The organism is Enterococcus sp. AZ128 (genome assembly GCF_051714485.1).
Taxonomy (GTDB): domain Bacteria; phylum Bacillota; class Bacilli; order Lactobacillales; family Enterococcaceae; genus Enterococcus_A.
Map to the genome: position 1 here is coordinate 187,529 of NZ_JBIORZ010000002.1, position 26,123 is coordinate 213,651.

The following is a 26,123-nucleotide window of genomic DNA, read 5'->3' on the forward strand; positions in this document are numbered from 1 at the left end:
TAAAAATAATTATTCGGCTTCCAACTTTTTGATCGTTTTTGCTGGAACACCGCCAACCAGCGTATTGCTTTCAATAGCTTTGGTAACTACTGCTCCAGCTGCGATGATTACATTATCGCCGATCGTTACACCCGGAAGAATCGTACAATTCCCGCCGATCCAGACATCATTGCCGATCTTGATTGGTTTTGATTCAGCCATTTTTTCTCTGCGGCCTTTTGGCGTCAATGGATGTCCTACTGTTGTTAGCAAGGTATTCGGCCCGATCATACAGTAATCCCCGATCGTTACTTGTGAGATATCAAGGATCGTTACATTGTAATTTGTCAGAAAATCTTCACCGACATGGATATTCCAGCCAATATCGCAATTAAAATTGGGCTGGACAGACACTTGTTTCCCGGTAGAACCAAATAATTCTTTGATTAAGGCTTGCTGCTGTTCTCTTGCTTTTGGGTCCAGCCGATTGAATTCTCTACATTTTTTCACAGCGTTCTCTTTAAGCTTGACCACCTCTTCATCTAAAAAACAATACGGCAGACCAGCTTTCAATTTTTCGATTTCACTCACTATTCTCAACTCATTTCTCTATTTTTCTCTTTTTCCTTTACGAAAAACAGGTTTCCATTCGCGACTATCCTATCAAATGGTAGAATGACACTATATAGCTGAGAAATAAGTTCGAACAAGGTTGCCAAAAATCTTTCTTTTCCATACATTTTTTTGGAACCCTGTTTCTGATCCTTAAGGAGGAAGCACATGTTGCTACAAGAAAAACTGGAGTCGTACCCTTTCTCACCAAGTGAACGACAGGTCGTCGATTATTTACTGAAGCAAGCTTACGATATTCAAGAGAAAACCACTGCTGAAATCGCCAAAGCAACCTTCTCTTCAAAATCTACCTTGACTAGAATCGCCAAGAAATTAAACTATAGCGGCTGGAACGCATTGAAGAAGGATTACTTAAATGAACTAGCCTACTTAGAACGGACTCATTCGACTATTGACGCCAATTACCCATTCGATAACCGTGATTCCTATGTTTCAGTAGCAAATCGGATCGCGCAGCTCCAAACAGAATCCATCGAAGATACCCGTTCGCTTCTCACTCACGATGAACTGAGAGCAGTGACGAACCTCATTCGTAACGCAAAAACAGTTCACGTTTTCGCCGTCAGCAATAACCTGCTGCTGGCACAAGAATTCGCGCATCAAATGAAGCGGATCAAGAAAAACGTTCAGATCCATGCCCTTCAGAGTGAGATTCTGTTCGATGCTGCATTGGCGGAGCCCGACTCCTGTGCCATCATTATCAGTTATTCTGGTGAAACAACGATCCTCGATCAAGTCGCGAACCTACTAAAAGAAAACCAAATTCCCATTATTGCCATCACGAGTATCGGCGAGAACTCAACCGCCAGAAAAGCTGAAATCACCTTGAGAACCGCGACGCGAGAAAAACTTTATTCAAAAATTTCTACCTTTTCAACAGATGCTTCGATAAGCTATCTGCTAAATGTTCTCTACGCCTGCACCTTTAATGAGGACTACGGCTATAACCTGAAACAAAAAATCACCGCATCACAAAGAATCGAAAAAGACCGTTCATCAGATTCGTCAATCTTGAAGGAACCCCCAGCTTTCTAATATCTTGTACAAAATTATGAGTGACAAATAAAAGGCCGAAGGAGCATATCACTATCGATTTCGATAGTTTATGCCCCCTCGACTTTCGTTTTGTTAGTTTTTTCGCGGGAAAACTTTATTTTATTCAAGTGCTGTCTTATTCTAGACTCGCTTTAATAGCATAGAAACAATCCCAACTTCCATCATTTGAAAACTTAGCATTTTGTACAAGTGAAAAAAATTTATTTAGTTATTCCTACCATTTCCGTGTTTCCTGTTTTTAAATCGACTTTAAATCTTCTTCCTAAAAAATCTGATACATATAAATGACCGTGCTGATCAACATATATAAGAACAATTGGTGAGCATATAAAATCAGGTTTATCTTTAGGAGCAAACAAAAAAAAGCCATGAATTAAACTAATAATCCATGACCTCTTCTCATTTATCATCCTCATTAATCCTGCTTGATTCTTCAGCTAGTCCTCAGTCTCAGTCATTAATTAATTGTCTCGCCGTTTTTTCATCCGTGACAAGAATATTCACAAGATCCCCTTTCAAAGCCGCTTTGATCCCCTCGATTTTCTCTTTTCCGCCAGAAATTCCGATACGCTTAGGAATGTTCTTCAACCGATCCAAGTCAATAGCCAATACTCGTTCATTCCAATTGCATTTTGCCAGCTTACCTGTGTGGTCGATAAAGTTGTAGCAAATGTCCCCTGCAATTTTTTCTTGTGAATACTCTGAATTTTCATTGATTTGATCTGACAAATAAGCGTCTGTAAGGGTTGAATAAATAGGCGTTCCACCTATTCCAACAACAGCTATGTCGGCGGAATCGCTCTTTTCAAATACTTGTTTGATAAATGACTGTCGCATCAAGACTTCTTTCGATGGAGCATCGTCAACAGTTATTGGTGCATGAAGCTCTACTGCTTGTCCACCGGTTCGTGCAGCAAACAGCTCACAAACTTTGTTCGATTGAATCGTGATGTGTTCCATGCCCATCCCGCCAACTAATGGAATAAATTTTACATTGGTCATATGACTTTGTTTAGGGAAATTCGCCGCTGCTTCATGAACAGTCGTTCCAGCAGAAACACTTATTGTATCCCATGGTTTGATTATCCTAGCCAGATATTTTGCGGCTGCGATTCCTAAAAGTCTTCCTTGAAGCCCTCTGTCAGAAGACTCGATGCAAATAGCATCTGCTAAGCCGTATTTTCTTTGGAGCTTCTCTTCGATCCCGCGAAACGGACCAGCGAATTCATCATGGATGGTAATCTCCACGATGCCTTCTTGACGCGCCTTATCTAAAAACTTCGAAACTAAGGATCTGCTGATATTGACCCTTTTGGCAATTTCTTCCTGTTTCAGCCCTTGTTCATAATACAATGAGGCTATTTCGACTAGTATTCTTTTGTCATCAGACAAACTCATAAGCTACCCCCAATAAAAATTTTAAATCGTTTCCTTAACGATCTCTAAAAAAACTCTATACAGATTTTTTTGACAGCAAATATTCTGCCAAAGAATCAGTGAGTGCGATACAGTTAATGATTTTCGATTCGATCGCGGTATAGAGCACGTCCTTTTTCTCTTCCTCGAAACAAATCGCACAGACGCGTTCAATTTTTCTTATATCTGTTAAATTGATTCCAATAACATTCTCGTTTATTCTGCAGGGTGTTTCATTGCCGTCTTCATCAAAGAAGCGAGAATTAACATCTCCGATAACTTTGGCTTTTTCCAAATCCGCTATATCGTTTTCATCAATGTAGCCGATCTCAGTCATGGTATTACTTTTGGAAAAAGGCGTCGCAATCCCGACAAAAGCAAAGTCGACAGCCTTGCCATCCTCCAAAACATCCTTAACCGTTACGTTTTCAACCAGATTTTTCTTTGTCTGCTTGCTGTCAACAAGCGCTGGTACATAGAGATATTTACACTTTGCCCGCATTTTCCTCGATAAATCATGGGCAATTTGATTGGAATGGACCTCAACTTGATCGGAGCCCATCCCGCCGATTAGCGGAATGATTGTTGAATCAGGCTGATTAACATAAGGATACTCATCTGCCAATTGGCGAAGAACTTTTCCCCAAGAAACACCGATTTTTTTCGCTTTTGCGACATCTTTTCTAAATGCTGAAATCGCTGTTTGAATGATCAATTTTTCTACCTCTTGATCTTTCAAATAGCTGGTATCTAATACGGCCGCACGCTTCAATCCAAAAGCCTTCTGCAGCTTTATTTCCAGCTGAACAGAATAGGCGCTCGAACTATTGATATTAATATCAACGATCCCGCTATTTCGCGCATCGATTAAATACTTCGAAACCAGTTGTCTAGAAAAGCCTAATTGTTTCGCAATATCAGATTGCTTCATATCCTCCTTGTAATACATCGTCGCCACCCTTACTAGGTCACGATCATCTTGATTAACCATCCTTTTTCCTCCTAATCAAAAAAGCCCTCCCTTGTACTAAAGGGAGGGTTTTGGACTAAACAAATTCTATTTCATCCCCAACCTCAAAAGCTGGAAACTCTCCCGGACTTACAATGATTGCTCCAGGTAAAATTTCGCCTATTTCGTTGCGGAAATAAATCGAAACATGTCCCAACTCGTCAAAATTTGGATTTGCCTGAGAGCCAACTTCTTCTATAGTATACACTTTATTTCCGACTTTTAGTTTTCCGCCGACTAAAATTGATTGGTTTGGCTGCTCTTGTACTTCATGAATTACGGAAATATCGCGTAATTCAGGTGTTGCCTTTGGCCCAAAAAGAATCATTAATCGTTCTTCTTCAAATGCTGGAACCATTGAACCGATCTCTGTAATTTTCGTTTTTACCATTTCGTTTATCTCCATTCCATTTTAAACTTTTTAGTACATCCCAAAACTTGCAAAATAGGCTAAAATTACCGCAGTAAATCCGGTCAATACACGACTATAAAGAATTGCAGGTACGCCGACTTGAACCGTTTCCGGACTAGCTTCACCAAGCGAAAGTCCCACAGGAATAAAGTCACAGCCCACATGTGCATTGATCGCAAATAATGCCGGCAATGCATATTGTACAGGAATCGAACCATTAGCAATCTGGGTACCGATCAAGACACCGATTACTTGGGAAATAACTGCGCCCGGACCTAAGATTGGTGATAAAATCGGAATACTGCAGATTAACGCCAACACGATCATCCCTGGTAACGAACCAGCCAATGGTGATAAAACTTTGGCGATTAAATCCCCGATACCCGTATAATTAATGATCCCGATCATCATACTGATAAAGGCCATAAAAGGAATAATATTCTTCAACAACATATCTACTGCATCACGGCCTGATTGGTAGAAAACGCCCATTACGCCGCCGATACCTCGCGAAAATTTCACTAAGAAGCTGTCTTTTTTAGCATTTTCTTGCGCATGCGCTTCTTTAGCCTTCGCATATTTTTCTTCAAACTTTTCTTCAGGCTCTTCAGCTGCCGCCGCAGTTGGTTGCGGCTCAGTTGCTGGAGCCGCATCGCTAAGTTTAATGTTTGCTGGTTTGACACCTGATACAAAAATATCTTCGGTAATATGTTTTGCTAAAGGTCCTGATGGTGATGACGGCAAAATATCTACCGTTGGAATACGCTTCATTGGATACACTCCGATTCGAGCCGTTCCGCCGCAGTCGATTACCGCACAAAGCATTTCATCTTCTGGAACTTGATTTTTAAAGCCATCCCAGGCTTCCGCTCCCGTCAAGTCTGCTATTTGCTGGGCAACAGGATGGATTCCTCCGCCTGTCACCGATACTACCTTATTGCGTTTTTCTGTCGGTGTTAGTGTTAAGCCGACTCCCCAGCCGCCATTTCCAGGTTCTACAAAAACTGATTTATACATTTATTTGCCTCCTATGTTTAGAACTATTCTTTTCCTCTTGATTTACGCTTTGGCCCCTTTGGCTTCCTTAGCGATCAAGAATTTCGTCAGTTTTTCTGTTACGATCCCACGCATCAAGATAACCACCACACCTACTAAGAAATAGCGGACAGCTAAACTAGATTGACTGTAGCCGGCCTTCATAACACCGTTTGCGATACCTAAATAGACGAATAATTCACCTGCATTTGCGTAAGGAAATAATCCAGTAACCGGGTGTAAGAATGACACGACTGAATCATAAAAAGCTGGTTTTTCTTCTTCCTTAACGAATTTCCCAAAGGTGTAGGCCATTGGATTCGTCAGCATCATCACTGATAAGATTGGCATTACTGAATAACGTAAAATCATATATTTCGAACAATAGCGGATCGCTTTATCAACACGTTCTTCCCCGATAAATGCAATAACAGAATACGTAAAAGTCAGCAGAACAATCAACAGCGGAACAATCCCTGTCATAAAGCTGGTAAACTGCTCCCCGCCGGCTTCAAATAATCCAATAAAGTTTTTACCAAACCATTCGATATACTTCATAATTAATAACTCCTCCTAAATAGTAGTAATCGCTTCCAATTTCCTTAAATAGACCTTGCTTAATACACTCTCTATCTGGTTGGTACGATTCTTCGTTAATTTCTTTTGATGAATCTCCGTTAACGTTGATCCGTGATAGACTTCTTCTTTTTTGAAACGAGCAAAGATTGTCAGTCCTTTGCAGGCATAACAGTGAATGATTCTTCCTTCGGTATCGATCACGACAGCAACAATCGTCTTAAACAATGATCCTTTTGACACGTCGGTATATAACTCATAATTCGACGACTGATCAAACTCTTCCGTAATTTTTCGGATAAATTTCTGATAATACTTCACCTGCATAATACTTGTGACACTTTGAGTCACCATCAAGATACAAAGAACAATCAGTAGAAGCTGCATACAGTGTCCTCTTTTCTAGATCAGCCGCAGATAGAGTGTTCACTCTATCTGCAACCTTTTCTCTACTAGTTTTTTAAGCAAATGTTTCGTCTTGCAATTTACGTAATTTGTATACTGTGGTCGATTCATCCAATTCAACGTCATCCATTGTTAAAAATGCGCCATCCATGATGTCCTTTTTAGCAACTGCGCCGGCAATCAATCCAATTGGAATATTGGCATTACTCTTCATATCTTCATGGGTTTCTAGGACACCACGGACACAGAAACCGCCGATACCATCGATTTTCTCGCCTGCTTTGATATCTTTTTTAGCGACACAGACTGTTTCTGACACCGGGGCACCCATCGGAACGATCGCTGTATCTTGTTCTAAGACTGCACGTGCAATCGTGATTGGTGTTTCTAATGAACATAAGTGGAAAGGACGATATAAGATATGATGATCGCGGTCACCTTTCTTCATCAAATAGTTCATTTCATGGGCAACACCTTCGTTTTGTCCTTTAACGATACAGAAGATTCCTGGCGCGATACCATCCACATATTCAACGACACCAAACTTGCTTAAAATTCCGCCATTTTCTTTTAAGTCCAATTTTTCAACCGTGCCATCTAAATCAGCTGATATCCCATGCATTCCGACTACATCAGGAACAAAACCCATCGCATTCGACAGCAAGTTCATTTCACCCATTGTTTTCGTTCCATCTTGGAATGAAGCCAAAATTTTCGGACTCATGACTTGTGCTTTCGCTTTTTCAGCGGCAGTATCTGGATTAGCATGCACCATCAATTTGTTGTTCTTGCCTTTACCAGCAACCAGTACTTCCATTCCCATGCTTTTAGCAAATTCATACATTTGCATCGTAGCAGCAGGTTCGTCACCATCTGAACCCGTGTAGATCAAATCCGTTGCATCATACATTTTTTTCATTAGAGGGCCAATGGTAATATCAATTTCAACGTTTAATAGAACTAAGTGTTTTTTAGCCATTAAAGACTCTAATGAAATTTGCGCGCCCGCTTCAGGAACACCTGTCGCATCTACAATGATTTCTACTTTGTCAGAATGAATAATATCTTTAAAATTTTGACTGATCAGAATATCGACCTTTTTGTCTGCGCTTGCATTGTAGGCATCCGCAGCACGATTCGCAGCATCTAAATTAATATCGCTGATTCCAGCTACGATCATCCCCGGAATTGTAGAGATCTGAGAGATCATTCCAAATCCCATTTGACCTGCACCAATTACCCCAACCTTAATTGGAGCACCATTTTTTTCTCTGTCCAACAGCTTACTAAATAACGTCATGTGAAACCCTCCAAGTTTTATTGTCATATGCCAATGCTGTTGGCATATGTAATACACCGTTAGTATATCACCGCGAACTCTTTTGTCAACGCTTTCCTCAAACTTTTTTTATTTTGGAAATTATGATATTTTTTAAATCCCAGTCGTGGCATACGCTTTCTTTCCATTTTCACGAATTAAAATAACGTTTGATAATTCGTGTGGAAAATGTGATAACCTTTTTTACGCAAAAAAATCTATAGGCGCTCCTAATGAGACTTGCCTATAGATTCCTATTTTTATATTCCCTTTTAATTCGAAAAAAGAAAAATGCTATGCGTTAGATTTTTAAGAGTTTAGAAAGACCTGAACATTCTTATAATCATTCACCACCTGCAGCATTTCTTTCCTTTTTTCATACGTATTTCGTCCGCAGTCTTCCTCTCCTACACCGTCCACACCCATGATGAGACTATTTAAGACAATATTAGAAGAAATCGTATTCGCACCGTAAATAATAGCAATATCTTGATTTTTAGCCTTGAACTGTTCAAGCTGCTTCTTTTCATCCTCATGATTGTCAAACGGTATCTCTTCCAAAAATGTCCACTTGATAATATCTACCATTTCTAAGACACTTTTCGGAATATCAAGCGGATTTCGTGTCCTTACTAATATCAAGAAACCGAGTTCTTTAATCCGCTGCAAAATGGTATCACTATTATCACATGCTTCGATCTCATCAAAAATGAGAACCTCTGCACCTTCCCTCCTAATCATTTCCAACTTCTCTAGAAAAACAGGGTCATACACAATGCCTATTCGTATTTTGCTGGTAACTTTTTTGACAGATACCACGTCTTCTGCACTTGATGTGAATATCGCATCTAAGCCTAGTTCAGCAATCTTCTTATCCACTAACAACGCATTCTTGATCGCTTCCTCGTCCTTCCAAAGAACCTTTGTATTCACGCAATAAAATGGTATCTGCAAACTCCTTTTTTCCATATTTCTCCACTCACCTTCAATTTTATTTTTAGTGAAAAAAATCACAAATAACCTTAAAAAAATAGACTGCTACAGAACTATTTTTGATTTCCCGTATGATTTAATTCAGTATTATTCCATAGAAAAAAAGATGCGTCAAGTTAAATTGTGATTTTTTGAACAAGTCTACTTTCTAAATTCTTATACCTTCATACTCTAAATACTAAATAAAAAAGATTTTATTCCCTAGGTTTTTTATTTCCCTAATTTTGTAAGCAGCACAAAATAAACGCTTTAAATTCAGTGAAATTCCAGATAAACGACTCTTAACCCCTATTGATAATCCAGAGTTTCATAGCCTTTTTGACCTCTCTTTTTTTATATCCAGCAAAACCCATTGCTCTTCACTAGTAAAAAATGATTTTATTTTTCCAGAATATAGTTTACAACTTCACAAGTTTTAGGTATATTATACTTGAATTAATAAATAGTCACTACTAGCTAAAATTCAAATGATTGTGTCTAAAGCTTTTTTCGAATAATCTATTTATGAGGTGAATAATGATGGAGCAAACATTAGTGATTATCAAACCAGATGCTGTAAAAAGAAAACTAGTCGGACGAATCATCCAGCGTTTTGAAGACCGCGGTCTAAAAATCAAAAAATTGTATCAAACGACGCTAAATGAAAACGTGGTGAAGGCGCATTACGAGCACTTAAAGGAAAAGGATTTTTTCCAGGATATCATCGATTACATGACTTCTGGGCCAGTCGTGATCCTTATGTTGGAAAGTAAGCAAGTGGTTCAAATCACTCGAAAAATGATCGGTGAAACCAACGCCGCAACCGCGGCTCCAGGAACGATTCGGGGAGATTTTGCGGTAAGTATGACTGAAAATGTGATTCATGCTTCTGATTCTGTTAACTCTGCTCGTATAGAGATCAAACGTTTTTTTGATTGACTGAAGTGATCAGCTTCAAGAGATACTAAGAAGCTGTTTCTATCCCAAAAAAAGAGGTATGACAAGATTTTTGTCACACCTCCACTACTTATCGATTATTGTCCCATAATCATCAGATTGCAGGTCCGAGTACGCTCGCGATTTTGATCCCAATCGATGAAATACAGATAACCGACTGATCCGATCAATGGTTCGCCGTCTTTAATGATTACCGTTTCACTGGCACCAAACAACGACCCTTTGATGTGAGCATCTGCATTCAGAATCGACACTGGATCGGGTAAATAGTTCGGATCTTTCGCAGCTAGATCCTTCAAGAATTCGACATGCGCGGGTCCAGGATACAAATAATCTGATTCGGTATACTGTCTAGGCACTAATTTATCCAATATACGGTTTTGATCAACCTGTAAAAACTCATCACCCTTCCAATCCTTATCATGGACATATTCTTCAAAAATAATCGAGCATGTCGTATGAGGCGTCGTAATCGCGCATACCCCATCTTGAACACCGGAGTTTTTGATGGCTTTTCTTAATTGAAGCGTAATATCTAAATAGGTCACTTTCCCTGCTTGGGTATCTAGGGACAGCTGCTCATGTTTTACATTCATGCTATTCCCCTCTTTCCTTATATGCTTTGACTAATGCTTCGATCATATCCGTTAACATGTCGGCCGGCGAATCAGCATTCGTGATGCCGCTCGTACAGCCTGTACCGTCCGCCCCTAATTCAATCGTCCGATAAACATCCGCCGCTGAACTGATTCCTGCCGCCTGCATGACCAAAATCCCTTCATCAACTTCCTTGATTGCTTGATTCGTTTGTTGGATATAACTGGCATCGCTGGTTTGTCCTGTGCCAATCAATTCTGTCGGCTCACATAAAATAGCATCGGCCCCCATGACCGCTACTGCTTTTGCTTCGGTGATTGAATCCGCGCACACAATTGTTTGTATGCCTAATTCTTTGGCGCGTTTGATCGATTGAGCCAAAGCAGAAACAGTTAATGGCCGCTCTGCATGATTTAAAAAGACTGCGCGAGCTCCTGCGTGATAGATCGATTCAGGCAAAACATGCCCGATCCCGCGACCGGGTTTGATGCCGTCCATATGTTGAGCGGTTACAATAATATTTTTTGTCGCATTCTTGACTGCGGCGATATCCGCGTAAGGAACTGTTACCAATACAGAACACTCTGGGTACTTTATCGCCATTTCATCTGCCCGCTTTGCAAGTGTCACAAGTTCTTCACCATATAAATAAGATTTGGGATTAAAGACGAAAAACGGTGTTTTGATTTTTTCAGACATGGTCTCTCTCCTTTTCTATCTTACACTTTCTGTAGCAAAAATCTTATAGCAGCTTTCCAATGTTTCCGCCATCGCTTCGTTAGACAAACGCTTCATTTCTAAGTAGTCCTTTGGCTGTCCATCCAGATTATTTTTGTAAGCAGCATTTAAAAAATCGGTAAAAATATTAATCTTTGCAATCCCGCTAGTCGCACAACGATTCAGATTCGCATTTCCCGATGATGAGCCTCCGTGCAATACTAGCGGCACTTCCGTCATCTCACGAATCTCCGCCAAACGGTCAAAATTCAATACCGGCGTTCCCTTGTATGCTCCGTGAGCGGTTCCAATCGAAATTGCGAGAGAATCGACGCTCGTATGATCGATGAAGGTTTCTACATCTTGTACCTCTGTGTAGATCGAATCGGTGGTTTCATGATTTTCATAATTCGTCCCCGCACCGACATGTCCTAATTCCGCCTCTACCGTAACGTCCTTTTGATGGGCATATTGAACGACTTCCTTCGTCAGTTTGATATTATTCTCCAAACTTTCCTTAGACGCATCGATCATTACCGAAGTAAAGCCTAGATCGATCGCTCGTTTAATGAAAGCAAAGTCTTCTCCATGGTCTAAATGCAGCACCACTGGAACCGACACTTTTTCGGCCAAGTATTTCCCGATTAATGCCGCTTCCTCTAGAGAAATCAAGTCCTTATGCGCTTGGGCAAATGGTAGCATCAATGGCTTATTCAGCTTCTCTGCCACAGTGACGAATGTCCGAGCAGAATCTAGATCAATAAAGTTTGTTGCAGGTACCGCATAGTTTTCTTTTCTCGCTTTTAACAGCATTTCTTTCGAATTAACTAACAAAAGAATCCTCTTCCTTTACATTTGTAAATAAGCGTTTACTTTTGTAAAAATTGTAGTATGATTAAATTGAAAAGTCAACGGAATCAAGACATATCATTTGGTATAAAAAAATTTGACTCGGAACATATGACACGATCATTCTAAGGAGGACTGAAAAATGCTGGATAGAGAGGATTTAATGCTGAAGACAGCACTGCTGTACTATGAGGAGGAAGCCACTCAAAGCGAGATCGCAAAAAAACTGAATATCTCTCGACCAACCGTAGCTTCTCTGCTGCATGAGGCCAAAGAAAAAGGGATAGTCAAGATCACTATTCAACACAATCAATTGCGCTTATTGAAACTTCAAGAAAACCTAATAGAAAAATATGGGTTAGAGAACGTCAAAATCGCCGCAAAAACACAAAAAAATATGAAAGCTGCCGCAGGAGATCTATGCGCAGAACTGATCGAACCACTACTCAAAGATATCAAACACTTGGGGATAGGCTGGGGATCAACACTTTTTGAATACGTCGAGCATGCAAAACTTTTAAACTTAAAGCATTTGAAGATCACACCATTGATCGGCGGGATCGGCCTTTCTGAAGTCCGTTTCCATTCCAACCATTTGGCCTTTGTCTTGTCCGAGAAATATCAGTGTGATGTCTCCTACTTTTACGCACCAGCTATCGCAGATACGTTGGCGGTAAAAGAAACCCTGCTCCAAACAGAATTAATTAAGGAAATTATCGATGAGGGAAAAAAAGTTGATTTCGCGTTGTTGGGCGTGAGTGACCCGATACGTTCTTCCACCTACAAGAAACTAAAATATATCACGAATGAAGAAGCCGAATTACTCACGAAAGAAAAAGCTATCGGCGATATTGGCAGCACCATCTTCACCGCAGACGGCACTCCATTAAAAAAAGGATTCTCTCAACGTCTTCTAGGAATCGAACTAAAAGACATCAAGAAAATCCCTCGCGTCGCCATCGCCGCAACCGGAAAAGAAAAGGCAGAGAGTGTTCAAACCCTGTTGAAGATGAACTTTATCACTGATTTAATCATTGACGAAGAAATCGCTGAACTGCTTTAGTTCAGCGATTTCTTTGGTTTATTATTTTTCCCTGAGATTACCAACATACAGTCCATCAACACAACTGCCGACATGCCGGTAACCTAGCTCTTCATAATACGTGTTAAGAACGGCATTGTTTTTGGCACAATCTAGGCGTACCTTCAGCCCCTCCTGTCGCGCCTTATTTTCAATACAGCTCAGCATTATTTTCCCAGCACCGCCCGTACTTAATGACGTCGTAAGATGGTGGACATAATAAGCCGGTTCGTCAGAAAACTTTTCCCAGCGCTCATCCTCTGTCAGTAAAGCGGCGATCGCTAACAATCTGCTCTCCGAGGATTTCAATGAATAGAATTTACCCGCCCGAATAAGATCTTCAAAATAAACACGGGGATATACTTCTAGATAATTTGTTGTATTCCATTGCTCCAAGCCAACCTCATCCATCCAGTTGATTCTGTCCTTGATGAGCTGAAGGCAATCATCCAGTTCACTCAATTGAAGTTGTCTAAATGTATCCGTCATGTACTGTATCCTCTATTCCACAAATTTCAGATTATTATATCATCTGCCGGCTTAATCGGCACATCAATTTTTTCTAGTTCAACAGTTATTTCTGAAGACTAATCTGTTTAATTTCGTAGACATCTTACATCTTTGTCACACTTACCTTTTCTTAAATTCTTTTCTATATACTATGAAAAAAAGTTAAGGAGTAACTGTCATGAAAAAATATGGGATTCCTATTCTCTTTCTGGCTTTAAGTATTCTTTTATTTTCGATCTCAGCGCTGGTTGGGTCGTACATTGATGCGAATGGTATGCTGATTGAACCAGCGTTTTTTTGTATACCATTAGGATACATCGCTCTAGCTATCGCTTTTCTAACTGCCGTGTATAGTTTTGTTAAGCGGAGAATTCTGAAGAAATATTCTGTTTAAGCAGCCGCATGGTTGCTTTTTTTAGTTCGAATTTTTACCGAAAACTCCTCAAACATCTCGTCAAATGATGGTAATCCGCTAAAATTTTCTCTGGCAGATCTACATGCGGAAGAAATCCCAACCCGTTTGGTCCATACCCGTCCGCAGTATTGTGAAGTCGTCTTATTTCTCCTAAAACTAACGAAACAAAATAGTCCCTTTCCCAAAAACCATTGAAATTACTGTCTTCGAACCTAACTGGATCGTTCAGCTCAGCTAAACGTGGTATAAATGGCGAAAAGGAATAGAGTTCATGATCGTCTTTAGTGAACCACTGCTGGAATGTTAATTTCGTTCTCTTCAATAAGATAGGGTCTTGCAGAAGCAGAATTTTACTGGCTTTCACTTTGGATTCAGTCACTTTTTTAAATGAGAATTCTGCGTTTTCGCCAGTATTCCTTGATTTTTCTTCGAGCACTATTTCCCCTAGTTTAGACTGACGGTGTTTATCTACTAATCGTTTTAGCAGTTTTGCTTCACTTTCTGAATCTTGATACTCCTCTATTTCAAGAATGGATGCTTGTTTGATATTCTCTATCAACCGTTTGGTTCCATGACCGTACCCGCCAGAAATCAATAGTTTTGACGAAACCTGTTGATCCATTAATTGTGAACAGTAGTGCGCTAAAATTGGCAGACTGTTGCCAGCAAGAATAATCAAATCAAAACGATCCTTTAAAAGCGCCTGTTCAGTTATATCTGATTCTGCCAAATAGCGAATCAACCGATTGAGCTGTTCTATCATTTTTACTCCTCCATTTTGAAAAAAAGGAACGACAGCAATCACTCATCGCTTCGTTCCTCACTACACTTATTTTAATGTATTCAAATTAATACAGTTCTTTCGAATTTTTATCTGCTTCGTTTAAACCTAAAACTACAGGCGTTGATTTGTAGCCTACACCCATCCGATCAATCCCCATATCAATCAATTGGAAGAAATGTTCTTGCGTACGGATCGCTCCGCTTCCTTTAACTTTTGCTCTGCCATCGGCTACATCCATCATCACTTGGATGATTTCAGGGGTTGCACCGTTTCCTTCGAAACCTGTTAAGAAACCTGTGCTGGTTTTCAAGAAGTCCGCTCCCGCTTGGATCGCACATTCGCTGGCTTTTTTAACTTCATCTACTGTTAATGCGTCCGTTTCAAAAATCACCTTAACTGCTGTTCCATAAGTATGGCAAATATCAACAACCGCTTTAATATCTGCTGTTACATCATCCCATTTACCACTGCGGATCCAGCCATAATTTGCTACGATATCTAACTCAGCGACATCTCCGCATTTGCAATATAATTCAGCTTGGGCAACTTTAGATTCTGTCGTACTTGTTCCAAACGGGAAGTCGCAGACAACACAAATCTCTGTTTTCGTTCCCTTTACTAGCTCAGCCGCGATATCCAATGAAGATGGGTTAATACAAACCGTTTTACAATGATAGTCGATCCCTTCTTGGATATATTGACGAATCTCTGCTTCTGTAAACTCTGGTTTTAAAACAGATTGATCGATATAGCTTCCTAATTCTTCGACAGTCATTTCACTTGCTTTTTTTGTTGGTTTCATTTAAAAACGCTCCTTTTATAATTGATTAAATATATTTACTACGTTGTCAACGGTGTAGCCAAATTCTTTCATTAACGTATCTCCCGGTGCTGAAGCGCCAAACGTATCAATCGTTAATATCGTTCCCTTATCGCCGATATATTTCGCCCAGCCAAATGAAGACGCCGCTTCGATCGCCAAACGTTTCGTTAACGCTTTTGGTAAAACAGATTCTTTGTATAGTTCATCTTGCGCGTCAAACAAGTCGAAACTTGGCAGTGAGACGACCGTTACTTCTTTGCCCCGTTCTTTTAGCGTTTTCTGAGCCTCGATCGCCAGATTCACTTCTGATCCTGTGGCGATTAATATGCCATCAGGTTGGTCCGTTTCTGCCTTGGAAAGAACATAGCCTCCACGAGCAACGCCCGTTTCAGCAAGTTTTTTACTATTTGGCAGAACCGGCAAGTTTTGCCGACTTAATACTAGAATGGTTGGCTTGTTCGCCGTTTCTAAAGCGAGTTTCCAAGCGGCAGAAGTTTCGTTGCCATCTGCTGGTCGAATCACTTGTACGTTCGGCATACAACGGACACTAGCTAACTGTTCGATTGGTTCATGAGTCGGTCCATCCTCCCCAACCGCAATCGAATCATGGGTCAACACATAGATTACTGGCAAGTTTTGCAACGCCGCCATCCGAATCGCTGGTCGCAGATAATCCGTGAATACGAAGAAGGTTCCTCCGTAAACGCGTGTGCCGCCATGTAAATGAATCCCGTTCATCGCCGCTGCCATCGCAAACTCTCTTACACCAAACCAGATATTACGGCCCTGATAGTAACCTGGTTGAAACTCTGACTCTTCAATAATCGTCGTATTATTTGAGCCTGATAAGTCAGCGGAGCCGCCCCATAAAGTTGGAACCGCCTTTGCGATTGCTTGAATCGCTTCTTTACTGGATACACGACTGGCTTGACTTGTTCCTTCTTCATAAACTGGCAATACGTCAGACCAATTTTTTGGTAGATTGCCAGCAAATGCCTCTTTGAATCGGGACGCCAACTCAGGATATTCCGCTTGATAGCTTTCAAACAGTCGATTCCATTCAGCTTCTTGCTGTTCACCTTTATCTTGGATCGTTTCCTCGAAGCGTTTAGCAACTTCTTCAGGAACGGTAAACGCTGGATAATCCCAGCCGTACGCTTGTTTCGCTGTAGCGATTCCTTCAGCTCCGATCGGGGCCCCATGAACAGCGGACGTTCCTTCTTTGGGAGCCCCATACCCAATGATCGTTTTGACTTCGATCAATGTGGGCTTTTCAGCTTCTTTCTTTGCTTCAGCAATGGCGTTATTGATCGCTTCCAGATCATTTCCATCTTCGACTAAAAGATGCTGCCAGCCATAAGCTTCATAGCGTGCTCCAACATTTTCAGTAAATGCTTTGGCTGTCGGACCATCCAACGAGATATCGTTCGAATCATATAAAACGATCAGCTTGCCAAGTTTTAAGTGACCAGCCATGGAGCTGGCTTCTTGAGAAACCCCCTCCATAAAATCACCATCCCCGCATAAGGCATAGGTATAATGATCCATGATCTTGAATCCGTCACGGTTATAGGTTGCTGCTAGATGAGCCTCGGCCATCGCCATGCCAACCGCCATAGAAATTCCTTGTCCGAGAGGACCAGAAGTAGCTTCTACACCATCCGTATCATTGACTTCTGGATGTCCCGGTGTGTTGCTTTTCCATTGACGAAAATTTTTAAGGTCATCGATCGAAACTTGATAGCCCGATAAATGCAATAAGCTATACAACATTGTTGACCCATGGCCAGCAGATAGAACAAAACGATCTCTGTCTACCCAATTCTTCGCAGTTTTTGGATTGACTTTCAAATGTTTCGTCCAAAGTGCATAAGCCATCGGTGCCGCACCCATTGGTAAGCCCGGATGCCCTGAATTGGCTTTTTGGATTGCGTCAATACTTAATGTCCGGATCGTATTTACGCCTAATTGATCAGTATTATCGAACATGTCTTCTCTCCTTGTTTATATAATGAATGAATTTTTCCTTCAGAAAAATTACTATGCTTTTTATTTATTCAGCTACAAGATTGCGAAAAGAGGAACTGAAATCCCTAGTAATCAAAAGCTGCTTTCCTTATCACTATTTTTCTGTACTTCCTTCACGACTTCCGCATACCTGACTGGATTACTGCCAAAGCGTCCGACAAACACACCGTCAACATCTTTGTTGCGCACGATCAATGTGGCATTTTCTGGACTAACAGCCCCACCATAAATGATTCGAATCTTTTCAGCAACGGACACATCGAAAAGTTTTGCCAAGACCTTGCGAATGATGCCGCAGACTTGATGAATATGCGGAGCACTAGCAGCTTTACTTTTATTCACTGCCCAAATGGGTGTATACGCGATCACTAATTGTTCCACATCTTCTTTTTTTACTTCATAAAGATCATTGAATAATTGTAAATATAAGAAAGATTCGACTTCAGCAAAATCATCTGTGTGATTGATTTCTCCTATACACAGGATAGGCTTCAACCCTTTTTCAAAGGTCAAACGTAGCTTTTGATTAATCACTGCATCTGTTTCATTAAAATATTGTCTTCTTTCCCAATGTCCCAGCTCAACATAATCACCTTTCACATCAATTAACGATTCAATTGAATACTCTCCAGTTTGTGCGCCATTCGCATAAGCGCTGATGTTTTGAGCACCTAAGTGAATGTCTGCATCCTGCAAAACTTTGGATACTGGATAGATCATTCCCATCGAAGGCAGTAGAATTTTTTCGATGCTGTTTTCATTTCCTAAAAGTTCGACTAGTTGTTTTGCAAAATCAACTGCTTCGACTTCGCGATTTCGTCTCATTGCCCAACTCATTACAACGACTGGTTTACGTTTACTCATTTTTCGCACCTCCAGTTAATAGTGTTCCCTTTTTATGCTTTTTTAAATGCTTCCCAATCCTTCATAAAGGCTGCGATTCCCGCATCTGTTAATGGATGACTCCACAATTTAGGGAATAATGTTCCAGGAATAGTCGCGATATCTGATCCTGCGACCGCCACTTTTTCCACGTGTTCCAAGCCTCGGACGCTAGCTGAAATAATTTCAGATTTTAACCCATACGTATCAAGGATCGTCCGTAATTTTTTAATCAAGGCCAAGCTGTCGGTTCCAATATCATCCAATCTTCCTAAGAATGGACTGATGTAGGTCGCTCCAGCTTTTGCCGCCATCAACCCTTGAGCCGCTGTAAAAATCAATGTGACATTGGTTTTGATGCCTAATTTTGACAACGCGTAAACAGCTTCCAAACCTGCTTCAGTCATTGGTATTTTTACTACAATATTGTCCGCCCATTGTGCGATATCCTTCGCCTCGTTGATCATGCCCTCAGCGTCCAAACTAATTACTTCGGCACTGACTGGTCCATCAACCGTGGCACAAATTTCTTTGATGACCTCTTCAAAATCTCTGCCTTCACGAGCGATGATTGTAGGATTCGTGGTTACTCCATCCACTAAACCCAACTTGTTGATTCGTTTGATTTCTTCCACATTTGCGGTATCTAAGAAAAATTTCATTTTTTTACTTTCCTCCTATTTCGTTTTAAGGTATTTTTTTCAAATAAAAATAGGTTTGATTCTCATCCGTATATCAATCCACTAGCACATTTTAAATACGAAGAAGAACTGTCATCCTATTAATAAATTTCTTTCGAATTTTTATCAGCTTTATCTAGCCCCAAAACAACTGGTGTCGATTTGTAGCCAACGCCCATCCGATCGATCCCCATGTCGACCAATTGGAAGAAATGCTTTTGATCACGAATACATCCGCTGCCTTTTACCTTTGCTCTGCCATTTGCCACATCCATCATAACTTGAATGATTTCTGGCGTTGCTCCGTGAGCCTCAAAACCTGTTAAGAAACCTGTACTGGTCTTTAAGAAATCTGCTCCTGCTAAAATGGCACATTCACTTGCTTTCTTGACTTCATCCACACTCAAAGCGTCTGTTTCGAAGATAACTTTTACGATCGTCCCATATTTATGACACGCCTCTACAACTGCCTTAAGATCTGCCGTTACCGCTTCCCATTTGCCGCTGCGAATCCAGCCATAATTTGCTACGATATCTAATTCCGCCACGTCTCCGCGTTTGCAATACAACTCAGCTTGCGCAACTTTTGATTCAGTCGTACTAGTCCCAAAAGGAAAATCACAAACCACGCAAATCTCTGTTTTCGTTCCCTTCACTAATTCTGCCGCGATATCCAATGAAGAAGGATTGATACAAACCGTCTTGCAATGATAATCGATTCCCTCTTGAATATATTGACGAATTTCCGTTTCCGTGAATTCTGGTTTCAATACAGATTGATCGATATAGCTGCCTAACTCTTCTACTGTCATTTCGCTTGCCTTTTTATTTGGTTTCATCTACTTTACTTCCCTTCTCTATTTCTTGATTTCATTATATAGTAGCCTAACTACTTTTTCAATACATTTATGTATATTTACTACATTTCGATTTAAAGCGTACTACACGATCTTTTTTAAAAGTACTTCTGATAGCGGAGAAAGACTGCAGGTACAGCAATAAGAAGAATTCAAATAGAAGCTTTTTGGCAATGTCGCTATTCTTCTTGGACGTTTAGAAAAAGACCTAAGACCAATCACATCGAAGAACAGCGCGGCTTCAAGCAGTAGATGGATGTTTGCGCCATCACGATAATTGATTTCATTCTCAATAAATCGCAATAAACGATTCCCTGCTTTCTCCACCGCACAGAGATTCGTGGAGATGAATAATGGTGAAACAAGCCAATCTGCTTGATTGATCTTTTTCCCAAAGACCACTCCTAGCATTCTTCCACGATCAAAAATACCGACTGTCAATTGACACTCATCCAAAGCTTTTTCAAGAAGACCGCAGGCCCCCATCAGACTAATTCCATACAAATGCATCATCAGCTCTGCTAATTGATCCAGACTCTGATCGTCATGTTCTTTTTTTATTTCCGTGATAATCAATTGAATCCCTCTCCTTCAAAATAGCAAAGCTGACTATTCATTCGTTACCTTTTTTAATACTTCAATCCTGGATCAAAGACGCCCAATAATACACCAATGAAAGAAACAACGACTAAAAGCAACATCACCTTTGTTGGTCCCATTTTTTTCTTAGACATCAACCACCAGCAAATAATCACTACTGCGGCCGTTAGCATTTTAGGAAAAATACCATCTAATGTTTCTTGCAAGTTGATGATCTCTTCCCCTTTACTGTTGCTCATTGACAATGCAGTCGTGATATTGATCCACGATGCTGCTACAGCGCCAATAACAATCGTACCAACCAGCAAAATCGATTCCTTGATTGCCGCTGCACGTTCTCCGACGATAAATTCAACTGCTTTTGTTCCTAGTTCATAGCCTTTAAAATAGATAAACCGTTGACCTAAGATAGCAATCAATAACCAAGATACGATATAGAAGATCGGACCGAGAGCTGAACCGCCTGTCGACAGTCCTAAACCGATACCTAATAAAATCGGAATCAATGTTCCTACTACTAGTGAATCGCCGATACCAGCAATCGGTCCCATTAAACCAGCCTTCATTCCGGCGATCATTTCATCGTCGATATTCTCATCACCATTTGCTCGAGCCTCTTCTAAACCTGCTGTGACACCGACGATCACTGTTCCTAGTTGGGGTTCTGTATTGAAGAACGTGGAGTATGTCTTCAAAGCATCTCTTTTTTCTTCTGGTGTCGAATAAAGTTCATCAATTAAAGGATACATTGACAGCGTATAGCCTAACGTTTGCATCAATTCTAAAGAAAAACACACCTGATGCCCATAAAACCAAAGCCAGAACGATTTATTCAATGCCTTCTTAGAAAGCTTTTTTTCTTTGACTTCTTCAGCTGGCACTAAATCTTTTTCCATTTCAACTGCTTCCATATTAAATGTCCTCCTCATCGTCAAAATCAACATTATTTGCTGCGACAGGTTTTTGAATTGCTACCATTTTGATTCGGTAATTGATAATTGCGAAAAATCCGCCAATGATCGTCGCCCCCACAAGATTGACTCCCATCACAGCCGCCAAGGTAAAGCCGAAGAAGAACGTCAATAGATCTGTCGTTCTTTCAACGACTTGTTTCAACAGCAATGCTACCCCTACTGCCGGCAGCATACTTCCGACAGTGAACAGTGTTTTCATCGCAAGACCATCCATCGGCAAATACGTAATGATCGTATCAACCATTGTTTTTCCCATTAACGTCATCAAGAAACAAGGGATAAAACTAGTCACGGCATGAGATAACCAAGGCAATCCCATGTCGATCATGTACAGCTTGTTAAATTTCATCTCATCGATCGCTTTTAGACCCATATGCTGCCAAACTAAATTAATCGTACATGTTCCGTAATAAAGTACAGTTCCCAAAGTTCCTACTGCAGCTCCTAAAGCCGTTGCCATTTGTGTTGCTTGCGCTGATTGTGGATCAACTCCAGCCGAGTGAATAGCCACCATTGCTAATGGAATTCCAATATAACTGATCGCTCGTGTATCTGCCGCTACGGCTCCACCCGGTGTGATCAACGCGATATAAACAACTTGTATCGCTGCCCCAACCGTTACCCCTAATGTCAAATCTCCTAAAATCAAACCACATAATAATCCGCCAACTAACGGACGACCTAAAGTATAATTTCCAATAGTCGTACCGCCCATCCCTGGCATACTTGACAAACACGCGCAGATCCCTAACAGCGCCGCCTGAATAATTGATATTTGCATATGAATCCTCCTAAATAGACTTCTCCCAAACTACTTGAACGATTGATAAATGTAACAAAACTACAAAGAAGTGCAAAAAAATTGCTCTTTCACAATTGGTCCTTAATAACCAAATTTCCCGCGATATTTTTCCCAAGTCCCTACAGATTCCTCTTTAATCAACGCGAACTCCACAGTATATCCTTTTTTACTTAGCTCTTCGATCGCCGCGGCTTCTTCCTTCAAAATACATTGATTTGGTCCAATATTGGTGGAAGCTGGCCGCTCGTTGCAAGGACCGATAACGATGTCTCTCAGACCATCAGGATCAAAGCCGTCATCTACTAAAATATTCTTCATCGTAATAGGATCTTTGGTGATCAAAAAGTATTTCGTTTTACTATCAACAACCTTCCCACATTTAGCTTTCCACTCTTCATAAGTCCATACAAATGTTTTCTTTCCGCTCGCATTCATCAAAGCTTTCTTCAATATCGGTGTTTTAGCTGCATGATCATTTACTAACACGATTCCTTCACAAGGATAATGCTTCGACCAGCCGATACAAGTCTGTCCGTGAATCATACGATCATCAATTCTAATAAATGAAATTGCCATTTTTTCTCCTCCTAATAGCTGTTTTTTGTGTTAAGTTTTTTTAGATTGCTTCTTCTGCCTCTTCCTCGCAAATTGGATCTAGATAATTAATTAAATCCTTTGAATCAGTGATTAATGTGTCAACCAATGTTTGTCGATCAACTATCATATCCTTTTGTAAGACAGCGTTCATAGCGAAGGGAACATTCACTCCTGAAAAGATGATCGTTCTCTCAAGCAATCCTTTGTTACAGATACTATTCATTGCATTAGTCAATGGTGATCCGCCTTGGATGTCGCCTAATAAAATGACCTCATCCTCTTCCTTGATTCCTTCGATCGTCTTTTCAAATGCTTCAGTGAACGTAGCAGCACACATCTCACTTGTCATACTGACACTCAAAATATCTCCTCGATCACCACCAACCATCATGTCTAGCACACTGTGAACCCCCTGTGCGAATTGTCCATGACTTACAATTACTACATACTTCATACTCGACTATACCTCCTTGTTTTTTTAATGTGAAATATTTTTGTGAAGCGTTTTCACTATTGTATAGTATTACAAATACATTGTAAATATATTTTTGTAGTTATACTATATATTCATTTTTAAAAAAACAGCGAATAGTTTAAAAACTAACGCCATTCCAAGAACTAATACTTATTTATACCTTCCATAAAAGCAAAATCAGAGGTTTTCAAATCTGACCTTATTGGATCGCTACTCTCTTTATTTGAGCTGCCGCCTCTTCCGCCGTCTTTACTTCCAAAATCCCTTCTACAGTGGAACGCTCGTTAAAACGATTCAGCCAGATTGGTGTCCAACCCGCACTTCGAGATCCTAAAACATCATTAACATAACTATCACCTAGATAGAAAATCCGTTCGATAGGTTTAGGAAGCAATTGTTTCACCTTATTATAGCAGCTAAGATTGGGTTTTGACTCACCTAAAACCTCAGAAACAAATAGATGATTCTTATCGATATACTTAGGAAGGTCAAGCTGGGCAATCTTTTTTCCCTGCTTTTTTTGCAGGCCATTAGACAAAACAGCCAGATGGATCTGATTTTTCTTCAGCTCAGCAAAGAGCTCAATAAACGTATCAGATAAACGTAATTTTGATTGATATTCATGATAAAGAGCATCTAACATATGAAGCTGTCCCCGTTCGTTTTCTATCCCTAGTTGTTGCGGAACGATCTGCCACCGCTCGAACTTTTTCGCAGGGTCCTTCATCACATCTGCATGAAACTGCTGATAGACTTTCTCACTATTTTGGCGGAAGCAAGTATACAGATGACTTAACGTTTCTGCTGACAATGTTCGTTCATGATAAACATCTTCTACCGCTTCAACGAATGCAGAATAGTTATCTAAAAGCGTATCATCAATATCAAAAATAACAGACATAATCATAAAAACCAACTCCTTATCATTATTTTCACGCACCACAAAAAAACATAAAACGATCCTAATTTATTTTCCATGCCAACTACAATAGAAACTATACCAATTTTAAAATCATTGTCATTCAACCAATCAGTTGAAGCCCTTCACATGAGGATGCAATTCCTTCATTGTCCTATCATCATCCACAAAAACGTGGGAAAACTCCCGCAATGCCGCAAAACGATAAAATCCTCGAATTTTCGTCTTTTTATCCGTCATGATCAAATAGTTTTTAGTAGAACGAGCCATCGCTTTTTGTTTAGGTGCAGCAATGTTTACATCCGCAGCGAAAAGACTATCTTCTTCAGGTGAATACCCCTCGCAGCCAATCAGTGAGACATCAAAATTAAACTGATCTAGCGTATTTAAGGTAATTAGACCCGTTGTAACATAAAACCGATCATCATAATTTCCACCAAGCAAAATAATCTCCGCGAGGCCATTCTTTTCAGTCCCAGCAATCAATTCATTATTAGTTACTATCCGGATATGCTTATCATTTAAAAACGGCAGTAGATAACGAAAGGTTGTTCCACCATCGACAAAAATACAGCTATTGTCCGGGATTTCTTTCGCTACAAGTTCACAAAGCTTCCGTTTTATCAGTTCTCCCTCCGGTAAATCAATTTGCAAATCATCACTTAAAGCAGAAATTCCACCATGTACGCGTTCGACTTTCCCCATTTCATATAGATTGTCGAAATCTCTTCTGATCGTCGACGGCGAGGTAGCCAGTTCTCGGGCTATCTCATTTATTTTTAAGACCGATTTTTCTTTTAAAGACTCTAAAATATACGCTTCTCTTTCTACTTTAAGCATGTTTCTCTCTCCTACTCGATGGTTGCATTTATTCCTTTTTCAAGGGCATAGTTGTAGATTGTCCGAATCGCTGTTTCATCGCATTTCATTGAGGGATTTAATGGATAAACCATTCCCAAGCGTTGATATTTCCCTACACCCAACTCATGGTAGCGTAAAATATCTAGCCGCGTTACCTTTGGCCCTAGACTGGCGATAAAATCGATTCGCGCGATCATGTCTTCCAACTGATCGTTTTGACCTGGAACGATCACCATTCGTACAATCAATTCTTTCCCCAATTCTACCAATGTTTTCGCGTTATTCAAAATCAATTTATTCTCTACCCCGGTACACTCACGATGGATAGTCTCATCGAAAGCTTTGATATCATAAAGAAAGATATCCGCATACTCCACTACCTCTTTCAATCGATTTGGCATATAATTCCCAGCCGTATCTATCGCAACTTGAACATTTTCAGCTTTTAATTTAGCCGCTAATTCTTTCAAAAAACCGCCGAAAAGCATCGGATCTCCGCCAGAAAAAGTCACACCACCGCCAGAAGTATCATAAAAAACTTTATCTCTCATCAATTCTGCAAACAGATCATCAACTGTTACTTTTCTTCCGACTAACTCAAAAACATTGGCTGGACAAAGCGCTGAAATTTCACTGATATTATTTAATTTTTCCCGATCAATCCTTATCCTTTCGCCAGAAAAATCAACCGCACCAGCCGGAGCTTTTGTCTCACAGAGTCCACACTTTGTACAACGTTCTTCAAAAATCATGTACTTATAGCCAAACTTGATCAACTCAGGATTCGAGCACCACTTACACCGTAAATTGCAACCAACAAAGAAAACTGTGGAGCGAATTCCCGGTCCATCTTTTGTTGAATATTTTTGAATGGTTGAGATCATCGCTTCTTTTACCATTATTT

At 40.3% G+C, this 26,123-nt stretch carries 32 protein-coding genes; 4 read left to right on the forward strand and 28 right to left on the reverse strand.

Going from position 1 to position 26,123, the window contains the following annotated elements; all coding sequences use genetic code 11:
- Positions 1-9 precede the first annotated feature (9 nt).
- Positions 10-570, reverse strand: a complete 561-nt coding sequence (locus tag IGI38_RS12740; protein ID WP_438730932.1) for a sugar O-acetyltransferase — start codon at positions 568-570, stop codon at positions 10-12.
- 189 nt (positions 571-759) lie between these two features.
- On the opposite strand from IGI38_RS12740, the gene IGI38_RS12745 reads away from it, so the two are divergent.
- Positions 760-1,647: a MurR/RpiR family transcriptional regulator gene (locus IGI38_RS12745; RefSeq protein WP_438730934.1), complete on the forward strand. Its 888-nt coding sequence runs from the start codon at positions 760-762 to the stop codon at positions 1,645-1,647.
- Positions 1,648-1,868: 221 nt separating this feature from the next.
- On the opposite strand, the gene IGI38_RS12750 is transcribed toward IGI38_RS12745, so the two are convergent.
- The 9 genes from IGI38_RS12750 to IGI38_RS12790 form a co-directional block, all read right to left on the reverse strand.
- A complete protein-coding gene (locus IGI38_RS12750) occupies positions 1,869-2,078 on the reverse strand; it encodes a hypothetical protein (RefSeq protein WP_438730936.1) in 210 nt (69 codons plus the stop codon).
- A gap of 40 nt (positions 2,079-2,118) precedes the next feature.
- Complete coding sequence (locus tag IGI38_RS12755) at positions 2,119-3,066, reverse strand: sugar-binding transcriptional regulator (protein WP_438730939.1); 948 nt, start codon at positions 3,064-3,066, stop codon at positions 2,119-2,121.
- Between the two features lie 55 nt (positions 3,067-3,121).
- Complete coding sequence (locus IGI38_RS12760; RefSeq protein ID WP_438730942.1) at positions 3,122-4,075, reverse strand: sugar-binding transcriptional regulator; 954 nt, start codon at positions 4,073-4,075, stop codon at positions 3,122-3,124.
- A gap of 55 nt (positions 4,076-4,130) precedes the next feature.
- A complete protein-coding gene (locus IGI38_RS12765) occupies positions 4,131-4,484 on the reverse strand; it encodes a PTS glucitol/sorbitol transporter subunit IIA (protein WP_438730945.1) in 354 nt (117 codons plus the stop codon).
- A 30-nt stretch (positions 4,485-4,514) separates the two neighbouring features.
- Complete coding sequence (gene srlE, locus IGI38_RS12770; RefSeq protein ID WP_438730948.1) at positions 4,515-5,522, reverse strand: PTS glucitol/sorbitol transporter subunit IIB; 1,008 nt, start codon at positions 5,520-5,522, stop codon at positions 4,515-4,517.
- 42 nt (positions 5,523-5,564) lie between these two features.
- Positions 5,565-6,098: a PTS glucitol/sorbitol transporter subunit IIC gene (gene srlA, locus IGI38_RS12775; RefSeq protein WP_438730951.1), complete on the reverse strand. Its 534-nt coding sequence runs from the start codon at positions 6,096-6,098 to the stop codon at positions 5,565-5,567.
- Between the two features lie 15 nt (positions 6,099-6,113).
- Positions 6,114-6,503, reverse strand: coding sequence for a transcriptional regulator GutM (locus IGI38_RS12780; protein WP_438730954.1), 390 nt, complete (start codon positions 6,501-6,503; stop codon positions 6,114-6,116).
- Between the two features lie 73 nt (positions 6,504-6,576).
- The gene (locus IGI38_RS12785) at positions 6,577-7,821 is read right to left on the reverse strand and encodes an NAD(P)H-dependent oxidoreductase (RefSeq protein WP_438730957.1); all 1,245 of its coding nucleotides are present in this window, start codon (positions 7,819-7,821) and stop codon (positions 6,577-6,579) included.
- Between the two features lie 327 nt (positions 7,822-8,148).
- Positions 8,149-8,808 (reverse strand): hypothetical protein, encoded by a 660-nt coding sequence (locus IGI38_RS12790; protein ID WP_438730960.1) that lies wholly within the window; start codon positions 8,806-8,808, stop codon positions 8,149-8,151.
- Between the two features lie 543 nt (positions 8,809-9,351).
- On the opposite strand from IGI38_RS12790, the gene ndk reads away from it, so the two are divergent.
- Positions 9,352-9,750: a nucleoside-diphosphate kinase gene (gene ndk, locus IGI38_RS12795; RefSeq protein ID WP_438733372.1), complete on the forward strand. Its 399-nt coding sequence runs from the start codon at positions 9,352-9,354 to the stop codon at positions 9,748-9,750.
- 95 nt (positions 9,751-9,845) lie between these two features.
- On the opposite strand, the gene IGI38_RS12800 is transcribed toward ndk, so the two are convergent.
- From IGI38_RS12800 to IGI38_RS12810, 3 genes are read right to left on the reverse strand one after another with little or no spacing between them, the layout of a single operon-like run.
- Positions 9,846-10,364, reverse strand: a complete 519-nt coding sequence (locus IGI38_RS12800; protein WP_438730963.1) for a YjbQ family protein — start codon at positions 10,362-10,364, stop codon at positions 9,846-9,848.
- 1 nt (position 10,365) lies between these two features.
- Positions 10,366-11,064, reverse strand: coding sequence for a triose-phosphate isomerase (locus tag IGI38_RS12805; RefSeq protein WP_438730966.1), 699 nt, complete (start codon positions 11,062-11,064; stop codon positions 10,366-10,368).
- Positions 11,065-11,079: 15 nt separating this feature from the next.
- Positions 11,080-11,916, reverse strand: a complete 837-nt coding sequence (locus IGI38_RS12810; RefSeq protein ID WP_438730969.1) for a class II fructose-bisphosphate aldolase — start codon at positions 11,914-11,916, stop codon at positions 11,080-11,082.
- 157 nt (positions 11,917-12,073) lie between these two features.
- On the opposite strand from IGI38_RS12810, the gene IGI38_RS12815 reads away from it, so the two are divergent.
- Positions 12,074-12,994, forward strand: coding sequence for a sugar-binding transcriptional regulator (locus IGI38_RS12815; protein WP_438730972.1), 921 nt, complete (start codon positions 12,074-12,076; stop codon positions 12,992-12,994).
- 21 nt (positions 12,995-13,015) lie between these two features.
- On the opposite strand, the gene IGI38_RS12820 is transcribed toward IGI38_RS12815, so the two are convergent.
- Positions 13,016-13,501: a hypothetical protein gene (locus IGI38_RS12820; protein WP_438730974.1), complete on the reverse strand. Its 486-nt coding sequence runs from the start codon at positions 13,499-13,501 to the stop codon at positions 13,016-13,018.
- Between the two features lie 199 nt (positions 13,502-13,700).
- Between IGI38_RS12820 and IGI38_RS12825 the strand changes: the two genes are divergently transcribed.
- The gene (locus IGI38_RS12825; RefSeq protein ID WP_438730977.1) at positions 13,701-13,916 is read left to right on the forward strand and encodes a DUF3955 domain-containing protein; all 216 of its coding nucleotides are present in this window, start codon (positions 13,701-13,703) and stop codon (positions 13,914-13,916) included.
- A gap of 34 nt (positions 13,917-13,950) precedes the next feature.
- Here IGI38_RS12825 and IGI38_RS12830 read toward each other — a convergent pair whose 3' ends face one another.
- The 14 genes from IGI38_RS12830 to IGI38_RS12895 all read right to left on the reverse strand — a co-directional run bounded on the left by IGI38_RS12830 (position 13,951) and on the right by IGI38_RS12895 (position 26,118).
- Positions 13,951-14,700 carry a YdcF family protein gene (locus IGI38_RS12830; RefSeq protein ID WP_438730980.1) on the reverse strand — a complete coding sequence of 250 codons (750 nt, stop codon included), beginning with the start codon at positions 14,698-14,700 and terminating at the stop codon, positions 13,951-13,953.
- A gap of 85 nt (positions 14,701-14,785) precedes the next feature.
- A complete protein-coding gene (gene deoC / locus IGI38_RS12835; protein WP_438730983.1) occupies positions 14,786-15,523 on the reverse strand; it encodes a deoxyribose-phosphate aldolase in 738 nt (245 codons plus the stop codon).
- Positions 15,524-15,538: 15 nt separating this feature from the next.
- Positions 15,539-17,533: a transketolase gene (tkt, locus tag IGI38_RS12840; protein WP_438730986.1), complete on the reverse strand. Its 1,995-nt coding sequence runs from the start codon at positions 17,531-17,533 to the stop codon at positions 15,539-15,541.
- 111 nt (positions 17,534-17,644) lie between these two features.
- Positions 17,645-18,436 carry a triose-phosphate isomerase family protein gene (locus IGI38_RS12845; protein ID WP_438730989.1) on the reverse strand — a complete coding sequence of 264 codons (792 nt, stop codon included), beginning with the start codon at positions 18,434-18,436 and terminating at the stop codon, positions 17,645-17,647.
- 32 nt (positions 18,437-18,468) lie between these two features.
- Entirely contained in the window at positions 18,469-19,116 is a 648-nt protein-coding gene (fsa, locus tag IGI38_RS12850) for a fructose-6-phosphate aldolase (protein WP_438730992.1), read from the reverse strand.
- Positions 19,117-19,235: 119 nt separating this feature from the next.
- Positions 19,236-19,973, reverse strand: a complete 738-nt coding sequence (deoC, locus tag IGI38_RS12855) for a deoxyribose-phosphate aldolase (RefSeq protein WP_438730995.1) — start codon at positions 19,971-19,973, stop codon at positions 19,236-19,238.
- A 102-nt stretch (positions 19,974-20,075) separates the two neighbouring features.
- Entirely contained in the window at positions 20,076-20,567 is a 492-nt protein-coding gene (locus IGI38_RS12860; RefSeq protein ID WP_438730998.1) for a hypothetical protein, read from the reverse strand.
- A gap of 53 nt (positions 20,568-20,620) precedes the next feature.
- On the reverse strand, positions 20,621-21,502 hold the full coding sequence (locus tag IGI38_RS12865; RefSeq protein ID WP_438731001.1) for a PTS system mannose/fructose/sorbose family transporter subunit IID: 882 nt from the start codon (positions 21,500-21,502) through the stop codon (positions 20,621-20,623).
- 1 nt (position 21,503) lies between these two features.
- Positions 21,504-22,346: a PTS mannose/fructose/sorbose/N-acetylgalactosamine transporter subunit IIC gene (locus tag IGI38_RS12870; RefSeq protein ID WP_438731004.1), complete on the reverse strand. Its 843-nt coding sequence runs from the start codon at positions 22,344-22,346 to the stop codon at positions 21,504-21,506.
- Between the two features lie 102 nt (positions 22,347-22,448).
- Positions 22,449-22,943 (reverse strand): PTS system mannose/fructose/N-acetylgalactosamine-transporter subunit IIB, encoded by a 495-nt coding sequence (locus IGI38_RS12875; protein ID WP_438731007.1) that lies wholly within the window; start codon positions 22,941-22,943, stop codon positions 22,449-22,451.
- 40 nt (positions 22,944-22,983) lie between these two features.
- A complete protein-coding gene (locus IGI38_RS12880) occupies positions 22,984-23,418 on the reverse strand; it encodes a PTS sugar transporter subunit IIA (protein ID WP_438731010.1) in 435 nt (144 codons plus the stop codon).
- A gap of 220 nt (positions 23,419-23,638) precedes the next feature.
- Positions 23,639-24,346 carry an HAD family hydrolase gene (locus IGI38_RS12885; RefSeq protein WP_438731013.1) on the reverse strand — a complete coding sequence of 236 codons (708 nt, stop codon included), beginning with the start codon at positions 24,344-24,346 and terminating at the stop codon, positions 23,639-23,641.
- Positions 24,347-24,469: 123 nt separating this feature from the next.
- Positions 24,470-25,198, reverse strand: coding sequence for a DeoR/GlpR family DNA-binding transcription regulator (locus IGI38_RS12890; protein ID WP_438731017.1), 729 nt, complete (start codon positions 25,196-25,198; stop codon positions 24,470-24,472).
- Positions 25,199-25,209: 11 nt separating this feature from the next.
- Positions 25,210-26,118, reverse strand: a complete 909-nt coding sequence (locus IGI38_RS12895) for a glycyl-radical enzyme activating protein (protein ID WP_438731019.1) — start codon at positions 26,116-26,118, stop codon at positions 25,210-25,212.
- Between the last annotated feature and the right edge of the window lie 5 nt (positions 26,119-26,123).